16 protein-coding genes and 1 pseudogene are annotated in these 22748 nt (G+C 60.6%); 6 read left to right on the top strand and 11 right to left on the bottom strand.

Annotation, left to right across the window (positions count from 1 at the left end; translation table 11 throughout):
• Positions 1-5 precede the first annotated feature (5 nt).
• The 8 genes from BLT55_RS24175 to glnE form a co-directional block, all read right to left on the bottom strand.
• Positions 6-1451 carry a lipopolysaccharide kinase InaA family protein gene (locus tag BLT55_RS24175; RefSeq protein ID WP_054999173.1) on the bottom strand — a complete coding sequence of 482 codons (1446 nt, stop codon included), beginning with the start codon at positions 1449-1451 and terminating at the stop codon, positions 6-8.
• Positions 1451-2230, bottom strand: coding sequence for a lipopolysaccharide kinase InaA family protein (locus BLT55_RS24170; protein ID WP_054999174.1), 780 nt, complete (start codon positions 2228-2230; stop codon positions 1451-1453). Before BLT55_RS24170 ends, BLT55_RS24175 begins: the two co-directional genes overlap by 1 nt.
• Positions 2227-2961, bottom strand: coding sequence for a lipopolysaccharide kinase InaA family protein (locus tag BLT55_RS24165; protein WP_054999175.1), 735 nt, complete (start codon positions 2959-2961; stop codon positions 2227-2229). Before BLT55_RS24165 ends, BLT55_RS24170 begins: the two co-directional genes overlap by 4 nt.
• Entirely contained in the window at positions 2961-3767 is an 807-nt protein-coding gene (gene rfaP / locus BLT55_RS24160) for a lipopolysaccharide core heptose(I) kinase RfaP (protein ID WP_054999176.1), read from the bottom strand. Before rfaP ends, BLT55_RS24165 begins: the two co-directional genes overlap by 1 nt.
• Positions 3767-4888 (bottom strand): glycosyltransferase family 4 protein, encoded by a 1122-nt coding sequence (locus tag BLT55_RS24155; RefSeq protein ID WP_054999177.1) that lies wholly within the window; start codon positions 4886-4888, stop codon positions 3767-3769. The genes rfaP and BLT55_RS24155 overlap by 1 nt, the downstream gene beginning before the upstream one ends.
• Positions 4888-5952 (bottom strand): lipopolysaccharide heptosyltransferase I, encoded by a 1065-nt coding sequence (gene waaC / locus BLT55_RS24150; protein ID WP_054999178.1) that lies wholly within the window; start codon positions 5950-5952, stop codon positions 4888-4890. The genes BLT55_RS24155 and waaC overlap by 1 nt, the downstream gene beginning before the upstream one ends.
• Positions 5953-5954: 2 nt before the next feature.
• Positions 5955-6989: a lipopolysaccharide heptosyltransferase II gene (gene waaF, locus BLT55_RS24145; RefSeq protein ID WP_054999179.1), complete on the bottom strand. Its 1035-nt coding sequence runs from the start codon at positions 6987-6989 to the stop codon at positions 5955-5957.
• Positions 6990-7118: 129 nt separating this feature from the next.
• Positions 7119-10076, bottom strand: coding sequence for a bifunctional [glutamate--ammonia ligase]-adenylyl-L-tyrosine phosphorylase/[glutamate--ammonia-ligase] adenylyltransferase (gene glnE, locus BLT55_RS24140; RefSeq protein WP_054999180.1), 2958 nt, complete (start codon positions 10074-10076; stop codon positions 7119-7121).
• Between the two features lie 384 nt (positions 10077-10460).
• Between glnE and aceE the strand changes: the two genes are divergently transcribed.
• The 5 genes from aceE (at position 10461) to yccS (ending at position 20406) form a co-directional block, all read left to right on the top strand.
• A complete protein-coding gene (gene aceE, locus BLT55_RS24135; protein WP_054999181.1) occupies positions 10461-13106 on the top strand; it encodes a pyruvate dehydrogenase (acetyl-transferring), homodimeric type in 2646 nt (881 codons plus the stop codon).
• 142 nt (positions 13107-13248) lie between these two features.
• A complete protein-coding gene (gene aceF / locus BLT55_RS24130; protein ID WP_054999182.1) occupies positions 13249-14898 on the top strand; it encodes a dihydrolipoyllysine-residue acetyltransferase in 1650 nt (549 codons plus the stop codon).
• A 365-nt stretch (positions 14899-15263) separates the two neighbouring features.
• Positions 15264-16643 (top strand): ATP-dependent RNA helicase DbpA, encoded by a 1380-nt coding sequence (dbpA, locus tag BLT55_RS24125; RefSeq protein WP_074801015.1) that lies wholly within the window; start codon positions 15264-15266, stop codon positions 16641-16643.
• Positions 16644-16893: 250 nt separating this feature from the next.
• On the top strand, positions 16894-18072 hold the full coding sequence (locus tag BLT55_RS24120) for a BaiN/RdsA family NAD(P)/FAD-dependent oxidoreductase (RefSeq protein ID WP_054999183.1): 1179 nt from the start codon (positions 16894-16896) through the stop codon (positions 18070-18072).
• 135 nt (positions 18073-18207) lie between these two features.
• Positions 18208-20406 carry a YccS family putative transporter gene (yccS, locus tag BLT55_RS24115; RefSeq protein ID WP_054999184.1) on the top strand — a complete coding sequence of 733 codons (2199 nt, stop codon included), beginning with the start codon at positions 18208-18210 and terminating at the stop codon, positions 20404-20406.
• Here the strand turns inward: yccS and BLT55_RS24110 are convergent.
• Positions 20369-21124, bottom strand: a complete 756-nt coding sequence (locus BLT55_RS24110; RefSeq protein ID WP_054999185.1) for a substrate-binding periplasmic protein — start codon at positions 21122-21124, stop codon at positions 20369-20371. The genes yccS and BLT55_RS24110 overlap by 38 nt on opposite strands.
• A gap of 224 nt (positions 21125-21348) precedes the next feature.
• Between BLT55_RS24110 and BLT55_RS24105 the strand changes: the two genes are divergently transcribed.
• A complete protein-coding gene (locus tag BLT55_RS24105; RefSeq protein WP_007252006.1) occupies positions 21349-21807 on the top strand; it encodes a GNAT family N-acetyltransferase in 459 nt (152 codons plus the stop codon).
• 48 nt (positions 21808-21855) lie between these two features.
• Here BLT55_RS24105 and BLT55_RS24100 read toward each other — a convergent pair whose 3' ends face one another.
• Both BLT55_RS24100 and BLT55_RS24095 read right to left on the bottom strand, forming a co-directional pair.
• The gene (locus BLT55_RS24100; RefSeq protein WP_054999186.1) at positions 21856-22152 is read right to left on the bottom strand and encodes a winged helix-turn-helix domain-containing protein; all 297 of its coding nucleotides are present in this window, start codon (positions 22150-22152) and stop codon (positions 21856-21858) included.
• A 56-nt stretch (positions 22153-22208) separates the two neighbouring features.
• A pseudogene (locus BLT55_RS24095) lies at positions 22209-22723 on the bottom strand (YgjP-like metallopeptidase domain-containing protein).
• Positions 22724-22748: the final 25 nt, after the last annotated feature.

The following is a 22748-nucleotide window of genomic DNA, read 5'->3' as shown; positions in this document are numbered from 1 at the left end:
CAGGCTCAGGCTGGCGTGATCCTTGGCAGGCGCTGCTCCAGCAACTGGTGCAGCGCACTGCCTGGCGGCCAGTTGCGCATGAAGCGCGCCCGGTCACGGGCATAGGCAGACGCGAACGACGCTTGCGAATTGTGCTGCTGCATGGCGTCCAGATCGATCAGCGCCCAGCGATCCTGGTGCCAGAACAGGTTATGCCCCTTCAGATCGCCATGACTGATGCGCTCGCGGATGAGCTGGCCGAACAGCGTATCCAGCGCCAGCAACTCGTCCTCTGGCGCATCACCGCTTTGCACATGAGGCGCGAAGCGTTCGATGATGTCCGGCCCGTCGAGAAATTCGGTCACCAGCCAGGCCTTGCTGCGCAAACCCAGAAAACGCTGCTCCTGCACCGCCAGCGGTTTTGGCGTAGCGATGCCCAGAAACCTCAGCCGGTTGCTTTCACGCCAGGAATGCCACGCACGACTGGGGCGCCAGAAACGCTTGAGCCAGTGGCTGAAATTCTTGATGTTGTAGCGTTTGATGACCAGCGTACGGCCATTAACGTCCACCCGGCCCACACTCGCAGCGCCACCGGTCTTGTACAGGTGGCTCTTGTCGAGCAACGCATCCGCCTGCTCCAGCACCGGCAGCATGGCGGCCTCTTCGTCACGGCGCATCGCACGAAACACCGAAGCCGTGTCCTTGACGCTGAACAGGCTGCAATCGCGCACCGTCTTGCTCATGAAATCCCTGAGTCGCCAGCCACGAACCTTGTCGATCTGCTTTTGCAGCGCTTCCATGGGCAAGCCATGCTCGGCGTTGCTCAACAGATAATGCACCAGCAGCTCTTCGGTGAACGGCTCGAACGCTCTGGGCAACTGCGCAAAGAACACGCCGAGGTTTTCCAGCACTTTCTGCCGAGACAAGGGCTTTCCGGCCTGTTCGGCGCGAATGCCCGCGCCGTCGATCAGGTACAGCTGCCCGTTATGGCGCAACAGGTTGTCCAGGTGCAGGTCTTCCTGCCACAAGCCCTTGGCATGTTGCAGCGCGATGGCCGTCAGTGCTTCGCCGAGGACCGCTTGCTGTTCGTCGGCCAGCGGCGGCAGGTCCTGCACGTCGGCCCAGGCATCCCCCAGACTGGGGGCTGGCTGCAGAAATTCGAACAGCAGCCAGCCGCCCTCGCCTTCCTGCAAGCCGTCGGCCAGCAGCAACGGGGTTTTCAGGCCCTGCCCGGCCAGCAACCGCACGCCCGCCAGTTCACGCTGAAAGTGCCGTGCGGCCTTGTCGCCGACCAGCAGTTTGGCCAATACCGAGCGACCACGCCATACGCCCGCGCCGACGTAGCGCTGGCCCGGCAGTACCCGCAGCAGAGTCAATAATTGCAGTTCGGCCGTGCCCGCGGCATCCGCCAGAGAAAGGCTCATCGGTAACTCGGGAGTACGCCCGGCATTCTTGAGTTCAGACAAGCGCATCAGTGGATCTCATTCTGGTCACGGTGTTGGACGAAACGTTTGTGCAGGCCGCGTCTGCCCAGCAACACGCTCCAGGTCTCAACCTGGGGACTGTCGACCGCAGCCTTCAGGTAGGCAGCCAGAAACTCACGCTGCTCGTCGTCACTCCAGACATGGCAGCGACGCAGCAACGGTTCCAGATCCTTGATCAGGTCGCGCTTGCCGAACAGCACCGGACGAGTCTTTTCCAGATCGATCAACTGCGCTTGATACACATCACCTTGAGCCTGCAGAAAGATGTGCTTGGGATAGAAGCAGCCGTGCATCTGCCCGGCCTTGTGCAAGGTGCGCGCCAGTCGGCCGCAGGCGTAAAGGATTGCGCTGCGCTCGGCGGCAGGCAGCCCGGACCATTCCAGTAGCAGCGTGTACAGCTCCGTCCAGCCATCCAGGGCCCGGGTCATCAGGATCGCCTGGCGCTCGCCATTGAAGCGGCGCTCACCATAAAAAGCTGCCTGCAAGGCCGGAATACCCAGCTTCTGATAGCGGCGGATATTACGAAACTCCCGGCAGAACGAGGGTTCGCCCAGCGGGTAGTGCAGCGTGTGAGTCAGATAATTGCTCTGCCGCTTGAGGTAAAAGCTTCTGTCATCCAGATCCAGACGGAACACGCTGCTCCAGCCGCCGCGCCCGGTATTGGGTTCGTCGACCGCGTCAAGCTGAAGATTCCATAGCGATTCAAAATCAACCAGACCGAGGCGCTCCAGTAAGGGCCGATCGGCACTGGCAATAAATACGCTCATTCACGGCCCTCGAAAAAGCTGACGATGTGTAGAATACGTTTTTTGTCGGAGGCGTTCAAACGCGCCCGCTGGCGGTACTGCAAGTAAAAGCGCAGGCGCTGGGTGGCCGACAGATGATACTTGGCAACCTTGTCCAGACACGCCAGATCTTTGGTGATCCGGTAGCGCAGCAGGAAGCTCCACCAGAATGCACCGTTGGGGCAATCGATGAAAAACAGCTTGCCCAAGTTATCGACCAACAGGTTGCGCCACTTAAGGTCGTTATGCGTGAAATGCCTGTCGTGCATGATGCGCGTGTAGGCCGCCAGCTGGCGGCTGACACCGTCGACCCAAAGCCGGTCGGCCAGCAGCGGGTCCTTGCGCTTGGCCAGCACCGACAAATCCACGGTGTTCGGCAGTTCACGGGTGATCAGCGCACCGCGGTCATAAGCCCCCCCGTTGCGCTCCAGCCCCCAGGCCACCACCTCGGCCGTGGGAATGCCCCACTTGGCGAAACGCTTGAGGTTCTGCCACTCGGATTTGACCCGTGGCCTGCCCATGTAGCGACGCAGGCCCTTGCCGGCGCTGGCGTAACGCTTGACGTAATAATTAACCCCGGCGCGCTCGACGCGGATGACTTCGGACAGTGGGTCGCGGGTCAGGCGCTGGCCTTCCAGGGCGAATACCGCGTCCAGGCTGCCGAAGTCGCGATCAAGGAACGCGTATTCGGGTTCAAGCTTCCAGCCTGCCATCAGAGCGCATCTCCATATCGCACTTTACGTTGATACAACTTGTCGGCTTTTTTATCCAGCCAGGTCAGCAACGACGCTTCCTTGAGCAGTATTTCCCGCAACGGCTTCTGAAAGTAGTCCTTGAGAAAGCGCAGCTTGTCACGCCGGGTCAGGCCGATGTCCAGCGCCGAGAAATACAGCGCGGCCAGATCCTTGTTACGCCAGCGCGGCGTGATCGCCCGCCGGGTCTGGGCGCGGTGCAGGTCGATGACAGACAGCCTGAAATCGTCAGCCGTCACCGGTTTGTCAGTGTGCAACAGGAAATGGCAGATGTAACAGTCGCGGTGATTGACACCTGCCCGGTGCATCATCCCGACCAGTCGCGCTACTTCGGCAATGAACGCCCTTTTCAGGCGCGGCTCGGGCGGCTCGCTGCGCCAATTGAGGCTGACGTCCTCAAGGCTGGTGGTCGGCGCCAGTTCTTCGGTGACGATGAAAGAATGCTGCGCGGCAGGATTGCTGCCGCGCTCGCCGTAAGCCACGGCGGTCATGGTCGGCACGCCGACCTCGTGCAGGCGCTCGATGGCGTCCCACTCCTTGCCCGCGCCCAGCACCGGCAGCTTGGCCGTTGCCAGGTTCTTGGCGATCTCGCCCCAGCCGATGCCGCGGTGGATCTTGACGAAGTAACCGCGCCCGTCGACTTCAGTGCGCAACGTACGACGCCCCTCCAGCTCGCGGTACACCTCACCGCTCAGGCCCTCGACCTCGGCGAACGCATCGCGCCCGGCCCACAGGCTCTTGAACGGTTCAGCAAGGAACAGCTTCATCAATAGTGCTCCGCCAAAATCACATCCGCAGCGTGTTGCGGCATGCTGTAAAGGTCTGCCGTGTCAGCGAAGGCCAGGCCGTTGCGACGCCAGGCGCTGCGCGCGGTGTCGTCCGACAGCATGCTGGCCAGATCGCGATTGAGCTGAGCCTGATCGAACGGCTCGTCCAGGACCCGGCCGCAATCGGCTTCGGCAATGTAGTGGGCATAACCGCAGACCGCGCTGACCAGCACCGGCAGCCCGGCCACCAGCGCTTCGAGCAGCACGGTGCCGGTGTTTTCGTTATAGGCCGGGTGAATCAGCAGGTCGGCACCGAGCAGAAAACGCGGAATGTCGCTGCGCCCTTTCATGAAGGTCACCTGATCGCCCAGACCAAGCGTGGCGCTCTGCAACTGGAATACTTTGGGGTCGTCCTGACCGATTACAAACAGGCGGGTGCGCTTCTTCAACTCGGCAGGCAACGACGCCAGCGCTTTAAGGCTACGATCGACGCCCTTCGTCTTGAAACCGGAGCCGATCTGCACCAATAGCAGCTTATCGTCGTCCAGACCGAATTCCTTGCGAAAGTCGGCACGAATCTGCGCCGCGTCCGGCGGCGCGCGACGATCCTGAGAAATGCCCGGTGGCAGCAGGTGGAAGCGTGACAGCGGCGTGTCGTAGTGTTTGATGAACAACGGCTGCTGCACTTCGGAAATCATCAGCACCTGGGTGTTCGATTCCCTGGCGAACACCGCGCGCTCGTAATCGGCAAAATGGCGATAACGCCCCCACTTGCGATACAGCGGGCTGCGCAAATTCTGCGCCTTGTCTTCGAAGCAACCGTCGGCGGCGTAATACACATCCAGCCCCGGCATCTTGTTGAAGCCGATCAGACGGTCGACCGGGCGCTGCGCCAGGTCCGCTTCCATCCAGGCGGTGAGCTTTTCGTTGCGCCGATGGTTGAAGAACGCCTTGACCGGCGCGACCAGCACTTCGAAGCCGGGCGGCACGTCGCCTTCCCAGATCAGCGTGTAGACGCGAATCTGATGGCCGCGCTGCTGGCATTCCAGCGCTATACGCATGAAATCGCGTTGCAGGCCGCCAAACGGGAAATATTTGTACAGTACGAAAGCCAGTTGCATCAGCCAGGTTCCTTTGCCAGCAACAGCGCGCCCAGTTGGCTCGCTACTCGCTCGGGATTCAAACGAGTGAAGCACAGTGGCCACTCGCGTTTCAGGTCGAACCGGCGCTGATCATCGGCGGTCGGTTGGTACGTGCATTTCTTTTGCAGGCAGGGCGCACACCCCGGATAGTCGCTGGCCAGATGCACCTGAGACTTGCCGTAAGCTCCGGTCAGCCCTGGATTGGTCGGGCCGAACAGGGAAATGGTCGGTACATCCAGCGCCGCAGCCAAGTGCCCGATGCCGGTGTCGACCGCAACACAGGCCTGCGCGCTGGCCAATACACGCGCCACCCCCGCCAAGTTCAGCTTCGGCAGCACATGCGCGCTGTCGAGACCGTCGGCAATGCGCTCGGCGCGGGCTTTCTCTGCCGCATTTCCCCACGGCAGCCGTACCTGAAAACCGCGCGCAGCCATCAATTCAGCCAGTTGTCGCCAATACGTCTCGGGCCAGTGTTTGGTGTCCCAGGTCGTGCCGTGCAAAAACAGCACAAAAGGTGCTTGCGGCGTATCATCAAGCGCAGCGAGTGGCTTGAGACCGTAATCGCCCAGGCCGGACGGCAACGGATAACCCAGCGCCTGCGCGAACAACTGGCGCAGCCGCTCGACGGCGTGCTGCCCGCGTGCTACCGGCAAGGCGCGGTCATAAAAACGGCTGGCCACCGGCTCGCGCGCCGAATCGCGGTCCAGACCGGCCACCGGCGCGTCGATGTAGCGCGTCAGCCAGGCACTCTTGAACAGCCCTTGAGCATCGATTACCAGATCGTAGCGCTGTTCGCGCAGTTGATCCTTGAAGCGCCGCCATTCCCCCGAGCGAAACGTCTGCCAGAGGTGCTTGCGCCAGCGGCGGATCGCTACCGGGATCACCCTGTCGACCGCCGGGTGCCAGGCGGGAATTTCGGCAAAACCTTCTTCCACCACCCAGTCGAAGCGGATACCGGGCAGCGCCCGTGCCGCATCGGTCAGCGCGGGCAAGGCGTGGATCACATCGCCCAGCGAAGAAGTCTTGATCAGCAGTACCCGCAAAATCAGGCAACCTCCACCGGGGTGATGTTCAAGCGGGTCAGCGCCTGAATCACGGCGTCCGGCTCAAGCAGACGCATGCAGTTGTAATGGCCGAAACGGCAGGTGCGCTCAAAGCACGGGCTGCATTCAAGCCCGAGGCGGACCACTTCGACGTCATCGGCCAGTGGCGGCGTGAAGCCCGGCGAGGTCGAGCCATATAACGCCACCAGTGGCCGATTGAGCGCCGCCGCGACGTGCATCAGGCCGGAATCGTTGGACACCACCGCGTCAGCACAGGACAGCAGGTCAATGGCTTCGGCGAGCGAGGTTTCGCCACTGAGGTTGACGGACTCTTCGCGCAGGCCGGGAATCAATTCCTGACGAATGCTTTCGCCAACCGGATGATCCTTCTTCGAACCGAACAGCCAGACCTGCCAGCCTTCGCGAATGCGGGCTTCAGCCACTTGCGCGTAATGCTCGGCCGGCCAGCGCTTGGACTCGCCAAACTCGGCACCGGGGCACAGCGCCAGCACCGGGCGGTCGAGGGTCAGGCCGAACTTGCTCAAGGCGGCGTCGCGTGTCGCGGGGTCAATGCGCAGGTCGGGTTTGGGATAGGGGCGCGGCAATTCAGCGCCCTTGTCGAAGGCCAGTGCCATGAAGCGCTCGATCATCAGCGGGTAGCGCTGCTTGTCGAGGGTGCGCACGTCGTTGAGCAAGCCATAACGGAATTCGCCGCGCCAGCCGGTGCGTTTCGGGATACCGGCAAAAAACGGCACCAGCGCCGATTTCAGCGAGTTGGGCAGCAGGATGGCCTGATCGTACTGGCCGGCCAGCGACTTGCCGATCCGGCGGCGGGTCGCCAGTTCGAGGGCGCCATGGCCGAGCGGAAAGCTGAGCGCGGCGCGCACCTCGGGCATGCGCTCCAGGATCGGACGACTCCATTCAGGGGCCAGCACGTCGATTTCGCACTCGGGATGACGCTGCTTCAGGCACTGGAACAGCGTTTGCGCCATCACCATGTCACCGACCCAGCTAGGCCCAACGATCAGAATTTTCATGTTCCATCCAAAAACGACCAGAAACGATCAGGGAGGCCGATCAGACTGCGTGACATTCCCACACAATCTGTCGCCTCCCTGTCATAGCTTTATAGAATGTTGCACTGACACAGAGCGTTGCCTCGAGGCTCAGCTCAACCCCATCTGCGTCCAGATCCGCATCACTTCACGCCGCTGGGCGTGAAACTGATCGCCGCTGACCACTCCGGCCTGCTTTTGCAGAGCCTGACGGTTCGCCGCCGAACGATAGGCCTTGTAGGCCTCGCGCAACAGGCTGGCATCCGCATCGGGCAACAGCCCCGCACCTTCCAGCCCTTCGAGAATCCGGATGTTGTCGGTGTATTGCAGCAGCGCGGGATGCTCTCTCGACCACGCCAAGGCGGCGTATTGCACCATAAATTCGATATCGACGATACCTCCGGCATCCTGCTTGAGGTCGAACGGCATCGACGCCTCGAAGGCATTGACTGCCCTGCCCGCCGCTGTCGCCCGGGTGCCAAGGTTATCGCGCATCTTGGCGCGCATCTCGCTGACTTCGGCACGTAATGTGTCCAGATCGCGCTCGCGGCCCAATACCGCAGCGCGGACTTTCTCGAATTCACGGCCGACATCCGGGCTGCCGGTCAGTACCCGGGCGCGCACCAGCGCCTGATGTTCCCAGGTCCAGGCTTCGTTGGCCTGATAGCGCGCAAACGCGCCGAGCGAGCTGACCAGCAGCCCGGAAGCGCCGGACGGTCGCAGGCGCATGTCGACGTCATACAACTGACCGGAGTTGGTCTGGGTGGTCAGTAAGTGAATCACTCGCTGCCCGAGCCGGGTGAAAAACTGCGCACTGTCGATGGGCTTGGCACCGTCGGTTTCGGCCTGCAGATCGCCGTCATGAATGAACACCAGGTCCAGATCGGAACCATGCCCTAGTTCGATGCCGCCGACCTTGCCGTAACCGACAATCACGAAACCCGGATCACACAGTGTGCCGTCCGGGCGCAACGGCGTGCCATGACGCGCCACGCTGTAGCGCCAGGCCAGCGCCAGCACCTGATCCAGAATCGCTTCGGCCAGCCAGGTCAGGTAATCACTGACTTTCATTAACGGCAGGCTACCGGAAATTTCCGAAGCCGCCACCCGCAGGCTGTGAGCCAGTTTGAAATGCCGCAGGGCTTCCATCTGCTGCTCGAGATCGTCCTCGGGAATGCGGATCAGCCGTTCACGCAGCTCGGCGGCCAGTTCCGGTGCCAAGGGCGGATTGAACAGACGACCTTCATTGAGCAGCTCATCGAGCAACAGCGGGAAGCGCGCGATCTGCTCCGCGATCCACGGGCTCGCCGCGCACAGGGTCAGCAATTGCCGCAATGCATCGGGGTTTTCGGTCAGCAGCACCAGATACGCCGAGCGCCGCGCGACTGCTTCGACCAGAGGCAGCACGCGCTCGAGGACCAGATCGAGCTTTTCATGCTCTACCGCCTGCGCCAGCAACCTTGGGATAAACGCGTCCAGACGTTCACGACTGAGGCGCTGCATCGAGCGCAGACTCGGGCTGCTGCGCAGACTGGCCAGACCCTTGAGCGCCTTGTCGGCGTTGACGAAACCGGCCTGCTGCAACTGACGGCCAGCGGCCTGTTCGTTCTGCGACTCTTCCCACAGCGGCAACCACTCACCGCCGACCACCACTTCGCTGTCGTCCTCTTGCTCGTCGTCAGGATCCGAGTCAGGGTCGGCAATGACCTGACGGAAATGCCAGGACACCCGGCCGCGCCAATACATCAGCCTTTCGTGGAAGCTGGCCCAGTCGGCAAACCCCATGATCAACGCGATACGCGCCTGATCCTGCTCATTGTCGGGCAGCATTTGGGTCTGACGGTCGGCGATGGCCTGGATCGCATGCTCGGTGTAACGCAGGAATTCATAGCCTTCACGCAGCTCCTCGGTCACCGCCGTGGGCAGATAGCCCTGCCCTTCAAGCGTCTTGAGCACCTTGAACAGAGGACGCTGTTGCAGGCTCAGGTCACGGCCGCCGTGGATCAGTTGAAACGCTTGGGCGATAAATTCCACTTCGCGGATGCCACCGGCACCCAGCTTGATGTTTTCCGCCATGCCCTTGCGCTTCACTTCCTGCTGTATCAGCTGCTTCATGGTGCGCAGCGCTTCGATGGCCGAGAAGTCCAGATAACGGCGGTAGACGAACGGGCGCAGCATCTCCAGCAATTCGGCACCCGCCGCCTGATCGCCACCGACCACCCGCGCCTTGATCATCGCGTAGCGTTCCCAGTCGCGGCCCTGATCCTGGTAATACTGCTCCAGCGCATTGAAGCTGAGCACCAGCGCCCCGGATGAACCGTACGGCCGCAGGCGCATGTCGACGCGGAACACAAAGCCGTCGACGGTCACCGGGTCCAGCGCCTTGATCAGCCGCTGCCCCAGACGAATGAAAAACTCCTGATTATCCAGCGCACGCTTGGTGCCTTGCGTCTCGCCGCCCTCCGGGTAGGCGAAGATCAGGTCGATGTCCGACGACAGGTTCAGCTCGACCGCGCCGAGCTTGCCCATGCCGAGGATAACCATGTGCTGCGGCGCCCCGGAATGACGCCCGGTCGGCGTGCCTAACTGCTGGCAATGGAGCAGATAAAGCCACTGATAGGCGAGATCGATCGACGCATCGGCCATTTCCGAGAGATCACGGCAGGTTTCGATCAGGTCGGCCTGACGCGTCAGGTCGCGCCATATAATCCGGACTTGCTGGCGTGCGCGCTGTCGACGTAGATTACGCCCCAACTCGTCGTCGCTGGCCGTGTCGTGCAACGCTTCGGCCAGTTGCCCACGCAGCTCACCGACAGAGAAGCTACGCTCCAGCTCGCCCGCTTCGGCCAGTTGCAGCAGCATCTGCGGGTCACGGCAGACCTGTTCGGTGACAAAATCGCTGGCGGCGCAGACCCGGTCGAATGCTTTGCGCCGCGCTTCGGGCCAGGCCTCGAACGATGCCAGCGCTTCGTCCGACACGTCGGCCAGTGCAGTCCGGAAGGATTGCCGGGCGCGGGTGATCAATGGCAGCAGAATGGCCGGAAATTCGGCCAGTGAAGGTAGGCTCATGGTCTATCCTTGATCGGCGTGCAAACGGCCGCTCGTCGTGAATGCGAGACGCGTCTGCCAGCACCGCTTGTCGAACAAAGGTTATAAATTGCTGGAAAAATCAAATTAGAAGCATAAAAATCCGCTTTTTACCTGCAAGATATTCAATAGCGGTTAACAGTAACGTTTTAAGTTACAACACAACAGGAGCGTTTAAGACGCTTCTCTGTAGTTTTACTACTGGGTCAGTTATCCGGAGGGCTGAAATCGTCGTCGATTTGTAGTAAAACTACACGCCGCCGGATCCCACTTACCGGTAATCCAAGAATTTATGTCGTCTGCCCACAAGGCCAGTCGCAAACTCAGGCAACCGATTCTGGAAGCCTTTCCGCCCTGGAGCAAGCCATGCAAGACCTCGATCCCGTCGAAACCCAGGAATGGCTGGACGCCCTGGAATCGGTTCTCGACAAAGAAGGCGAAGACCGCGCTCACTACCTGATGACCCGTCTGGGCGAGCTGGCCACCCGTAGTGGTTCGCAGCTGCCGTACGCCATCACCACGCCATACCGCAACACGATTCCTGTCACCCACGAAGCACGCATGCCTGGCGACCTGTTCATGGAACGCCGCATTCGCTCGCTGGTGCGCTGGAACGCATTGGCCATGGTCGTGAAAACCAACCTGAACGATCCGGATCTGGGCGGCCACATCTCCAGCTTCGCCTCCAGCGCCACCCTGTACGACATCGGCTTCAACTATTTCTTCCAGGCCCCGACCGACGAACACGGCGGCGACCTGATCTACTTCCAGGGTCACGCATCGCCAGGCGTCTACGCCCGTGCGTTCCTCGAAGGCCGCATCACTGAAGACCAGATGAACAACTTCCGTCAGGAAGTCGACGGTAACGGCCTGTCTTCTTACCCGCACCCGTGGTTGATGAAGGATTTCTGGCAGTTCCCGACGGTTTCGATGGGTCTCGGCCCGATCCAGGCGATCTACCAGGCACGCTTCATGAAATACCTGGAGCACCGCGGTTACATCCCGGAAGGCAAGCAGAAAGTCTGGTGTTTCCTGGGCGACGGCGAGACTGACGAGCCGGAATCCCTGGGCGCCATCGCCCTGGCCGGTCGCGAGAAGCTCGACAACCTGATCTTCGTCGTCAACTGCAACCTGCAACGTCTTGACGGTCCGGTTCGCGGCAACGCCAAGATCATCCAGGAACTGGAAGGCGTGTTCCGCGGCGCACAATGGAACGTCACCAAAGTTATCTGGGGCCGTTTCTGGGACCCACTGCTGGCCAAAGACGTCGACGGTATCCTGCAACGTCGCATGGACGAAGTCATCGACGGCGAATACCAGAACTACAAGGCCAAGGACGGCGCGTTCGTCCGCGAGCACTTCTTCAATTCGCCTGAACTCAAGGCGATGGTTGCCGACCTGTCGGACGACGAGATCTGGAAGCTCAACCGTGGCGGCCACGACCCGTACAAGGTCTACGCGGCGTACCACGAAGCCGTCAACCACAAGGGTCAACCGACCGTGGTTCTGGCCAAGACCATCAAAGGTTATGGCACCGGTGCTGGCGAAGCGAAAAACACTGCGCACAACACCAAGAAGGTCGATGTCGACAGCCTGCGTCACTTCCGTGACCGTTTCGACATCCCGGTCAAGGACGCCGAGCTCGAATCCCTGCCGTTCTACAAGCCGGAAGAAGGCAGCGCCGAGGCCCGTTACCTGAGCGAGCGTCGTGCTGCGCTGGGTGGCTTTGTGCCACAGCGTCGCGCGCAGAGCTTCAGCCTGCCGACTCCGCCGCTCGACACCCTCAAGGCCATCCTCGATGGCTCGGGCGACCGCGAAATCTCCACCACCATGGCGTTCGTGCGCATCCTGACGCAACTGGTCAAGGACAAGGAAATCGGTCAGCGCATCGTACCGATCATTCCGGACGAAGCCCGTACCTTCGGCATGGAAGGCATGTTCCGCCAGTTGGGCATCTACTCGTCGGTCGGCCAGCTTTACGAGCCAGTCGATAAAGAACAAGTGATGTTCTATCGCGAAGACAAGAAAGGCCAGATTCTCGAAGAAGGCATCAACGAAGCGGGCGCCATGTCCTCTTTCATCGCTGCCGGTACGTCGTACTCCAGCCACAACCAGCCGATGATTCCGTTCTACATCTTCTACTCGATGTTCGGTTTCCAGCGTATCGGTGACCTGGCCTGGGCCGCTGGCGACAGCCGCACCCGTGGCTTCCTGATCGGCGGCACCGCCGGCCGTACCACACTGAACGGCGAAGGCCTGCAGCACGAAGATGGTCACAGCCACATCCTGGCGTCGACCATCCCGAACTGCCGCACCTTCGACCCGACGTACGGTTACGAACTGGCAGTGATCATCCAGGACGGCATGCGCCGGATGTTCGAAGAACAGCAGGACGTTTTCTACTACCTGACCGTGATGAACGAATCCTACGCCCAGCCCGCCATGCCGGCCGGTGTGGAAGAAGGCATCGTCAAGGGCATGTACCTGCTCGAAGAAGACACCAGGGAAGCGGCGCACCACGTCCAGTTGCTGGGCTCGGGCACCATCCTGCGTGAAGTTCGCGAAGCGGCGAAGATTCTCCGTGACGAGTTCAACATCGGCGCTGACGTGTGGAGCGTGACCAGCTTCAACGAACTGCGCCGCGACGGTCTGGCGGTAGAGCGCAACAATCGCCTGCACCCTGGCCAGAAGCCGGAGCTGAGCTACGTCGAGCAGTGCCTCAACGGTCGCAAAGGCCCGGTCATCGCGTCGACGGACTACATGAAACTGTTCGCTGACCAGATTCGTCAGTGGGTTCCAACCAAGGAATACAAAGTCCTGGGCACCGACGGCTTCGGCCGTAGCGACAGCCGCAAGAAGCTGCGTCACTTCTTTGAAGTCGATCGTCACTTCGTGGTGCTGGCCGCCCTGGAAGCCTTGGCTGATCGTGGCGATATCGAACCTAAAGTCGTGGCGGAAGCCATCGTCAAGTTCGGCATCGATCCTGAAAAACGCAATCCACTGGACTGCTAAGAGTCTGCTTCAAGAGCGCTGATCAGAGCGTAGACAGCCGAGGATGCGGAATTTACTCAGCGTAAATGAGCATCCAACGCTGTTTCGTTGTAACTGAACCAGCGTATTCGTGAGTGAACAGGTTCTCCTAAGGAGAGACATAGTGAGTGAGTTAATTCGCGTACCCGACATCGGCAACGGTGAAGGTGAAGTCATTGAATTGATGGTCAAGGTTGGCGATCGTATCGAAGCCGACCAGAGTGTCCTGACCCTAGAGTCGGACAAGGCGAGCATGGAAATCCCGGCTCCCAAGGCTGGCATCATCAAGGCCATGAAGGTCAAGCTGGGCGACCGCCTGAAAGAAGGCGACGAGCTGTTCGAGCTGGAAGTGGAAGGCGAAGCTTCTGCCGCGCCTGCTCCTGCTGCCGAACCGGCCGCAGCAGCGGCTCCGGCCGCTGCTGAAAAGCCTGCCGAAGCCGCACCGGCCCCTGCAGCCGAGCCCGCTCCGGCGGCTGCCGCGACCGTTCAGGACATTCATGTTCCGGACATCGGTTCGTCGGGCAAGGCCAAAATCATCGAACTGATGGTCAAGGTTGGCGATTCCATTCAGGCTGATCAGTCACTGATCACGCTGGAATCCGACAAGGCCAGCATGGAGATTCCCTCTCCGGCCGCAGGCGTCGTGGAAAGCATCGAAGTCAAACTGGATCAGGAAGTCGGTACCGGCGACCTGATTCTGAAGCTGAAAGTCGAAGGCGCTGCGCCTGCTGCTGCCCCGGCTCCGGCCGCCAGCGCACCGACTGCCGCACCGGCCAAGGCTGAAGCGGCTGCTCCGGCCGCTGCTCCTGCGCCGAAAGCCGACGCTGCTCCGGCTCCAGCCGCACCGGCCAAAGACGGTGCCAAGGTTCATGCAGGCCCGGCGGTTCGTCAGCTGGCCCGCGAATTCGGCGTCGAGCTGAGCGCGGTCAGCGCCACCGGCCCGCACGGTCGAGTGCTGAAAGAAGACGTTCAGGTTTACGTCAAGGCCATGATGCAGAAGGCCAAGGAAGCTCCAGCTGGCGGCGCAAGCGGCGGCTCGGGCATCCCGCCGATCCCGGAAGTCGATTTCAGCCGTTTCGGCGAAATCGAAGAAGTGCCGATGACTCGCCTGATGCAACTGGGCGCGTCGGGCCTGCACCGCAGCTGGCTGAACATTCCGCACGTCACGCAATTCGACCAGGCCGATATCACCGACCTGGAAGCTTTCCGTGTCGCGCAGAAAGGCGCTGCCGAAAAAGCTGGCGTCAAGCTGACCGTGCTGCCGCTGCTGCTCAAATCCTGCGCACATCTGCTCAAGGAACTGCCAGACTTCAATGCGTCGCTGGCACCCAGCGGCAAGGCCGTGATCCGCAAGAAGTACGTGCACATCGGTTTTGCCGTGGACACCCCGGACGGCCTGCTGGTCCCGGTCATCCGCGACGTCGATCAGAAGAGCCTGCTGCAACTGGCAGCCGAAGCCGCTGCACTGGCTGAAAAAGCACGTAACAAAAAGCTGACCGCGAACGACATGCAGGGCGCGTGCTTCACCATCTCCAGCCTCGGCCACATTGGCGGCACCGGCTTCACGCCGATCGTCAACGCGCCGGAAGTGGCGATCCTCGGTGTTTCCAAGGCAACCATCCAGCCCGTCTGGGACGGCAAAGCCTTCCAGCCGAAACTGATGCTGCCGCTGTCGCTGTCCTACGATCACCGCGTGATCAACGGCGCCGCCGCTGCCCGCTTCACCAAGCGCTTGAGCGAATTGCTCGCGGACATCCGCACAATCCTGCTGTAAGCCAGCCAGGCCCGCCACACAGCGGGCCTGGCCATCCCCCTTTGCGAGCTGCCACGCTCGAACCTCAACCCCGCCCACCAGCGGGGATTTTTTTGTCTGGCTATCCTGCGTCATACACAGATTCGCTCGACCTAAAGTTGAAACTTACTATCTGTGGGAGCGGACTTGTCCGCGAAAGGGGCGGTATATTCACCGAAAATGCAGTCTGAACCACCGTCTTCGCGGACAAGCGAAGCGGCGCCCGGTCCGCTCCCCCAAAAGCCTCGCCGTTCAGGCCACTCTGCGTACGATTCCGAGCGGTCGGTGCCAGGTCTGGCTGGCGGGTGATACACTACGCGACATTTTTGTTTTGCAGGTCCACCGTCGTGACTAACACCGCTTTCAATTCTCTGCCCCTGTCCGCTGCCATGCTGGCTAACCTGGAGTCGCTTGGTTATGCTGAGATGACGCCGATTCAGGCGCAGAGCCTGCCGGTGATCCTCAAGGGCATGGACCTGATCGCGCAAGCCAAGACCGGCAGCGGCAAGACCGCTGCCTTCGGCATCGGTCTGCTCAACCCCATCAACCCGCGTTTCTTCGGCTGCCAGGCACTGGTCATGTGCCCGACCCGCGAGCTGGCGGATCAGGTGGCCAAGGAAATCCGTCGGCTGGCGCGCTCGGAAGACAACATCAAAGTGCTGACCCTCTGTGGCGGCGTGTCTTTCGGCCCGCAGATCGGCTCGCTGGAGCACGGCGCGCACATCATCGTTGGCACGCCCGGCCGTATTCAGCAGCATTTGCGCAAAGGCTCGCTGGTGCTGGACGGCCTGAACACGCTGATTCTCGATGAAGCCGACCGCATGCTGGACATGGGTTTCTACGATTCCATCGCCGACATCATCGAGCAGACTCCGCAACGTCGCCAGACCCTGCTGTTCTCGGCCACCTACCCGGTCGGCATCAAGCAGCTGTCGTCGAAGTTCATGCGTGACCCGCAAACCGTAAAAGTCGAAGCGCTGCACGCCGACAGCCAGATCGAACAGATTTTCTACGAAATCTCTCCGGAGCAGCGTCTTGAAGCGGTGGTCAAGGTGCTTGGCCATTTCCGCCCGACGTCTTGCGTGGCGTTCTGCTTCACCAAGCAGCAGGTTCAGGAAGTGGTCGATCACCTGACCGCCAAGGGCATGTCTGCGGTCGGCCTGCATGGCGATCTGGAACAGCGTGATCGTGATCAGGTGCTGGCAATGTTCGCCAACCGCAGCACCTCAGTGCTGGTCGCCACCGATGTGGCCGCGCGCGGTCTGGACATCGATGCGCTGGACATGGTGATCAACGTCGAGCTGGCGCGTGATTCGGAAATCCACATTCACCGCGTCGGCCGTACCGGTCGTGCAGGCGAGAAAGGCATCGCGGTCAGCCTGGTGGCACCGTCGGAAAGCCAGCGCGCCCGCGCCATCGAAGAATTGCAGAAAGCCCCGTTGAACTGGCAGCAGTACGACAACCTGAGCATCAAGGAAGGCGGCAAGCTGCTGCCGGCCATGACGACGCTGTGCATCGGTTCGGGCCGCAAGGACAAACTGCGTCCAGGCGACATTCTGGGCGCATTGACCGGTGAAGCCGGCCTCCCGGGCACCCAGGTCGGCAAGATTGCGATCTTCGACTTCCAGGCCTATGTCGCCGTCGAACGCAGCATGGCCAAACAGGCGCTTGAGCGCTTGAACAACGGCAAGATCAAAGGCAAGTCGCTGCGCGTGCGGATTTTGTAAAACGCCTCCAGAATCCGATCGTTCCCACGCTCAGTGCCAGTGCCATTGCCACAAGGCTGTTTTTGATTCTGGCCGAAGGCCGTGGGAGCGAACTTGTTCGCGAAGACGGTAGTTCAGACGATAAATTTTCGGAGAACATACCGGCCCTTTCGCGAACAAGTTCGCTCCCACGCCCTACGGGCAGAAGCCTTCAGCACTCCGCACAGGGATGATCATCACAGATCGATTTGCTTAACCGAGGAAACACGCTGTGCCCGTTACTGACGTTGTAATCATTGGCGCTGGCGCCGCAGGTTTGATGTGTGCATTTACCGCAGCCGCTCGCGGGCGCAAGGTGATGTTGATTGATCACGCCAATAAACCCGGCAAGAAGATTCTCATGTCCGGTGGCGGGCGCTGCAACTTCACCAACATGTACACCGAACCGGCCAATTTCCTGTCGCAGAACCCGCACTTCTGCAAATCGGCGCTGGCTCGTTACACCCAGTGGGATTTCATCGCGATGGTCGCCAAACATGGCGTGCCGTATCACGAGAAAAAACTCGGCCAGTTGTTCTGCGACAACAAGTCCAGCGACATTCTGGAAATGCTCCTGGAAGAATGCCGGCAGGCCGGTGTCAGCCTGCACATGGACACCTTGGTGCAGCAGATCGAAAAAACCGACACCGGCTACAGCCTGCACACTACGCTGGGCCCGTTGAACTGCCAATCGCTGGTCATTGCCACCGGCGGACTGTCGATTCCAACGCTGGGCGCAACCGGCTTTGGTTATCAGGTCGGCAAGCAGTTCGGCCACACGTTGCTGCCGACCCGCGCCGGGCTGGTGCCATTCACCATCACCGATCAGCTCAAGGACCTGTGCACCGAACTTTCGGGCACCTCGGTGGATTGTCTGGTCGCGTGCAACGACACCAGCTTCCGGGAAAACATCCTGTTCACCCATCGCGGTCTCAGTGGCCCGGCCATTTTGCAGATTTCCTCGTTCTGGCAGCCCGGCGACACCGTCGAAATCAACTTGCTACCCGATCACGACGTGCACGCCTGGCTCGCTCAGCAACAAGCCGAGCGCCCCAACAGTGAGCTGAAAACCCTGCTGGGCGAGATTTTCACCAGGAAAATGGCCAACCTGATCGCCGAACACTGGTTTGCGTCGAAACCCATGAAGCAGTACACCCACGCCGAACTCGCCGAGATCGCTGAAAAACTGGCCAGCTGGCAGGTGGTTCCGGCAGGCACCGAAGGCTATCGTACGGCCGAGGTGACACTGGGCGGCATCGATACCCGTGAAGTGTCCTCCAAGACCATGGAGTCGCTGAAATCACCCGGCCTCTACTTCGTGGGCGAAGTGCTGGACGTCAGCGGTCATCTGGGCGGTTTCAATTTTCAGTGGGCCTGGGCATCGGCTTACGCAGCCGCGCAATACGTCTGACGTAACCGTTTGAAATAACATCGCGACACAGCGAACCTTAGAAAATGTTGCAAGGCCGATGTACAGCCAGCCATTTGGGCTGTACATATCCTCCTGCACGATCGATCAATTGCGAACAGGGCCGACAGCTTATCCATGGCATCGAAATCTCTCCGTCATACATTCCGTCGATTGTGGGCGCTGGATAAATTCAGCTATAGCGTTCGGGTCTTCATCGCACTGACCGGCAGCATGCTGCTGTGTTGGTATCAAAACGAGATGGCCCTGCTGATCCCGCTGTTTCTGGGGATCATCGCCTGCGCTCTGGCAGAAACCGATGACAGCTGGCAGGGCCGACTCAACGCGCTGGCCGTAACGCTGGTGTGTTTCAGCATAGCCGCCCTCGCCGTCGAGCTGTTATTCCCCTACCCTTGGCTGTTCGTCTGCTCACTGGCGCTGGCCAGCTTTTGCCTGACCATGCTCGGCGCGCTGGGCGAACGCTACGGCGCGATTGCCTATGGCACGCTGATTCTGTCGGTGTACACCATGATCGGTGTCGATCAGCGCGGTGGTGAGGTTACCGACTTCTGGCACGAGCCAATGCTGCTGGTCGCCGGGGCCGCGTGGTACGGCCTGCTGTCGGTGCTGTGGCAGATGCTGTTTTCCAACCAGCCGGTGCAGCAGGCGCTGGCGCGGCTGTTTCGTGAGCTGGGACAGTACCTGAAGCTCAAATCGACACTCTTCGAGCCGGTTCGCAACCTCGACGTGGAAGCCAGGCGCCTGAAGCTGGCGCAACAGAACGGGCGAGTGGTCGCGGCGCTGAACGCCACCAAGGAAATCATCCTGCACCGCGTCGGCAGCGGCCGCCCCGGCTCGAAGGTCAGCCGCTACCTGAAGCTGTATTTCATCGCTCAGGACATTCACGAGCGCGCCAGCTCGTCGCACTACCCTTACAACTCGCTGGCCGAGGCATTTTTCCACAGCGATGTGCTGTTCCGTTGCCAGCGCCTGCTGCGTCAGCAAGGTGTGACCTGTCAGGCGCTCTCAGAGTCCATCCAGCTGCGTCAGCCGTTCGCCTATGACCCAAGCTTCGCAGAAGCCATGGAAGACCTGCAGGCTTCGCTGGAGCACCTGCGCATTCAGAGCAACCCTGCGTGGCGTGGCTTGTTGCGCTCATTGCGCGCCCTGGCGACTAACCTCGGCACGCTGGACCGGTTGATCAGCGACGCCAGCAACCCGGACGCCGTCGCCGACGCCACCGACAGCAGCCTGCTGGACCGCTCGCCGCGTAACCTCAAGGACGTCTGGACGCGCCTGCGCCTGCAAATGACCCCGACCTCGCTGCTGTTCCGTCACGCTTTGCGTTTGCCGCTGGCGCTGAGCATCGGTTACGCGATGGTGCACCTGATTCATCCGTCGCAAGGCTACTGGATCATCCTGACCACGGTATTCGTCTGTCAGCCCAGCTACGGCGCGACCCGGCGCAAGCTCGGACAGCGGATCATCGGTACGGCGATCGGCCTGACGGTCGGCTGGGTGCTGTTCGATCTGGTCACCAGCCCGATTCTGCAATCGATGTGCGCGGTGCTCGCCGGGGTGGTGTTCTTCGTCAACCGCACCACGCGCTACACCCTGTCGACCGCCGCTATCACGGTGATGGTGCTGTTTTGCTTCAATCAGATCGGCGACGGTTACGGCCTGTTTCTGCCGCGCCTGTTCGACACCCTGCTGGGCAGCCTGATCGCGGGCCTCGCGGTGTTCCTGTTCCTGCCGGACTGGCAGGGACGGCGCCTGAATAAAGTGCTGGCCAACACACTGACCTGCAACAGCATCTATCTGCGCCAGATCATGCAGCAATACGCCAAGGGCAAGAGTGATGATCTGGCTTATCGCCTGGCACGACGCAATGCACACAACGCCGATGCCGCGCTGTCGACCACGCTGGCCAACATGCTCATGGAGCCCGGCCACTTTCGTAAGGAAGCCGACGTCGGTTTTCGCTTTCTGGTGTTGTCGCACACGCTGTTGAGTTATCTGTCAGGCCTGGGCGCACACCGCGACACGCAGTTGCCGAGTGACGTCCATGAGCACCTGATCGATGGTGCAGGTGCGACACTGGCGGCCAGTATCGACGAGATTGCTCAGAGCCTGGCAGAGAAACAGCCGGTTGCCGTGCACAGTGATGCGGAAGAAGCCCTGGCCGCCGAGTTGGAGCAATTGCCGGAAGAAATGGATGAGAGCCAGCGTCTGGTACAGGCGCAGCTGGCGCTGATCTGTCGTCAACTGGCGCCGCTGCGGACCCTCGCCGCGCACCTGATCAAAGCTCCGGAGACTGTTGCAGACCGTGCAGCCTGAGTAACTCTTCATAGCTGCCATCGGCTTTCATGGCAGCAATTTCACGGTCGAAATCGGCGACGATTTTTTCGTGAAGCGGGTTTTTCAGGCTGACCAGAATGTGCAGGCTGTTCTCGCTCAGCGAGCCGGGAACGAATTCGACCCGGTTGCGAACCTCGTCAGTTTCCAGCGCGAGGTTGTAACGGGCGACGTATTCGTCTTCCAGCGTGAGGTCGACCCGTGCGGCAGCCAGCATGCGCACCGCTGTGGAGAAATTCTGTACGGGGACTTTCTTCAGTAATTTGTCGCTGTCGAACGCCGGCGAATAAGCGTAACCACGTACCACGGCGATCATATATTGATGCAACTGCTCGTGGGACAAGCTGCTGATGGTCGAATCCTTGCGCTTGATGAAGCGAATCCGATTGAGCAGGTACTCCGCAGAAAACTGGCCGATCCTGGTGCGTTCTTCGCTGAACCACGCATTGATCAGCACATCGTGCCGACATTCACTCAGCCCTAGCACGGCCCGCGCCCACGGCACCTGTTCATACAGCGTGGCATAGCCGGCGCGGCGCAAAGCAGTGTTGACGATATCGGTCGCCAGGCCACCATTGAGCAGCAGCGCATCGGTGAACGGAGGCCAGGGATCAGCGACAAGCCGCAGCCTCTCCGCTGCGCTGGCAGAAGCCATCAGCAAAAAAACCAGCAAGCCAACCGCTCGAAGCCACTGCGTCATGCTCAGGTTCCTGACAGGGCGGCATGCCCGATTCCAACCTATCGGCAGCAAAACCGCCACTCATTAGCGTGCATGGAAACTTTTATTGAAGGTCTGATGCACTCAATAGACAACATGCACAGGGCACGCGTTCTGTCAGCCGCCGGCAGACTTTCGCAGTGTTTATTGGGAATGGCGCAGGATACGTTTAGACTTCGCTTCTGGTTTCCCTGCGAGTCTGCAACATGTCTATCGAATGGATCTGCAAGCACCACACCGAACTGAGCATTCAACAGCTATACGCGATATTGCAGTTGCGTGCCGAGGTGTTTGTGGTCGAGCAAAAATGTGTATACCTGGACGTAGATGGACAGGACCTGACAGGTGATACCTGCCACCTGATGGCGTGGCAGGCAGACAAGCTGGTCGCCTACCTGCGCCTGCTGGACCCGATCCAGCAAGGCGGCGATGTGACCATCGGCCGTGTCGTGACCGCACCGTCGATTCGCAGCCGCGGCATTGGCCATGAACTGATGGTTCAGGCGCTGGAAAACGCCGAACGCAAGTGGCCGGATCAGCCGATCTACCTCTCGGCGCAGGCTCATTTGCAAGGCTATTACAGCCGTTACGGCTTTGACCCGATCGGCGAGATCTACCTGGAAGACGACATACCCCACATCGGCATGCGTCGCGATCTGGACTGAGGGCAGCTGCAAGCTTTCAGCGGCAAGCTGCAAGCTCACAGCTGCTTCTCAGGGATACCCGAGCACGTCTTTGATGCCGGTCAGGTTGCGGGCGATCCAGGTCTTGTCGATGGCGCCCCAGTCGCGAATGCGGTAAGCGCCTGCGTGATTGCGGGCACCTTCCTGTTGTTCGAATTCACACTCAATGTTCAGGTCGGAGAGCGCGCTGATGGTGTCCTGCGCGGTGCGGCGGGGCATGCCGGTTACTGCGGTCAGTTCGGGGACGCTTGTGGCGAGTCTTGAGTCAATCAGGTACGCCACATACAAGCGCCGATAGAAACTGCTTTTGGTCTTACTGATCTCCATCGATGAATCCTTTTTCAATGCATTCAACGTCCGGCTCTAAGCTTGTAGCTTGCAGCTCAAAACTTACCGCTTGAAGCTTGCAACTCGTTGTAAGTCAAATACACGCGCAGGTCGAATTCCAGCTGGTGATAGCCGGGCAGCATGTGTTCACACAATTGGTAGAACGCTTTGTTGTGATCGGACTCGCCAGTTCATGCACGACGATCATTTTCAGAAACTCCGGTGGCGCGTCCTTGAACAGGGCCGCGACGCGAATTTCGTTACTGGCCTTGAGCTTGCCGCCCTGCACTCTGGATATCTTGGTGTGCAGCCCGAGCGCGCGGTGGGTCAGGTCCAGGCGGTCATCGAACAAGACCTTCCTGATGGCCGGGGCGTTGCGCAGATGGTCCTGCTTCAGGGCCAGAGCGTAGGCATACAGCGCCTTGTCGCTCTGGATCTGATGCCGCGCGGGATAGCGCTGCTCGAGATACGCCGCCAGTCGCCCCTGATCGATCAACTGCTGCACCTGATCCTGCAAGGCCTGCGGGTAGGCTTGCAGGTATTTGAGCGGGGCACGGCTGGATGCGGTCATAGGGCCTGACACTGTTCAGAAAGAC

The organism is Pseudomonas cannabina (genome assembly GCF_900100365.1).
Lineage (GTDB): Bacteria > Pseudomonadota > Gammaproteobacteria > Pseudomonadales > Pseudomonadaceae > Aquipseudomonas > Aquipseudomonas cannabina.
The sequence above is the reverse complement of the archived record's forward strand: the minus strand, read 5'-3'. Positions and strand labels throughout refer to the sequence as shown.

Bases quoted from the DNA above. Each gene is read 5' to 3' on its own strand.
- BLT55_RS24175 (WP_054999173.1), bottom strand. From the start codon at position 1,451: ATGCGCTTGTCTGAACTCAAGAATGCCGGGCGTACTCCCGAGTTACCG.
- BLT55_RS24170 (WP_054999174.1), bottom strand. From the start codon at position 2,230: ATGAGCGTATTTATTGCCAGTGCCGATCGGCCCTTACTGGAGCGCCTC.
- BLT55_RS24165 (WP_054999175.1), bottom strand. From the start codon at position 2,961: ATGGCAGGCTGGAAGCTTGAACCCGAATACGCGTTCCTTGATCGCGAC.
- rfaP (WP_054999176.1), bottom strand. From the start codon at position 3,767: ATGAAGCTGTTCCTTGCTGAACCGTTCAAGAGCCTGTGGGCCGGGCGC.
- BLT55_RS24155 (WP_054999177.1), bottom strand. From the start codon at position 4,888: ATGCAACTGGCTTTCGTACTGTACAAATATTTCCCGTTTGGCGGCCTG.
- waaF (WP_054999179.1), bottom strand. From the start codon at position 6,989: ATGAAAATTCTGATCGTTGGGCCTAGCTGGGTCGGTGACATGGTGATG.
- glnE (WP_054999180.1), bottom strand. From the start codon at position 10,076: ATGAGCCTACCTTCACTGGCCGAATTTCCGGCCATTCTGCTGCCATTG.
- aceE (WP_054999181.1), top strand. From the start codon at position 10,461: ATGCAAGACCTCGATCCCGTCGAAACCCAGGAATGGCTGGACGCCCTG.
- yccS (WP_054999184.1), top strand. From the start codon at position 18,208: ATGGCATCGAAATCTCTCCGTCATACATTCCGTCGATTGTGGGCGCTG.
- BLT55_RS24110 (WP_054999185.1), bottom strand. From the start codon at position 21,124: ATGACGCAGTGGCTTCGAGCGGTTGGCTTGCTGGTTTTTTTGCTGATG.
- BLT55_RS24105 (WP_007252006.1), top strand. From the start codon at position 21,349: ATGTCTATCGAATGGATCTGCAAGCACCACACCGAACTGAGCATTCAA.
- BLT55_RS24100 (WP_054999186.1), bottom strand. From the start codon at position 22,152: ATGGAGATCAGTAAGACCAAAAGCAGTTTCTATCGGCGCTTGTATGTG.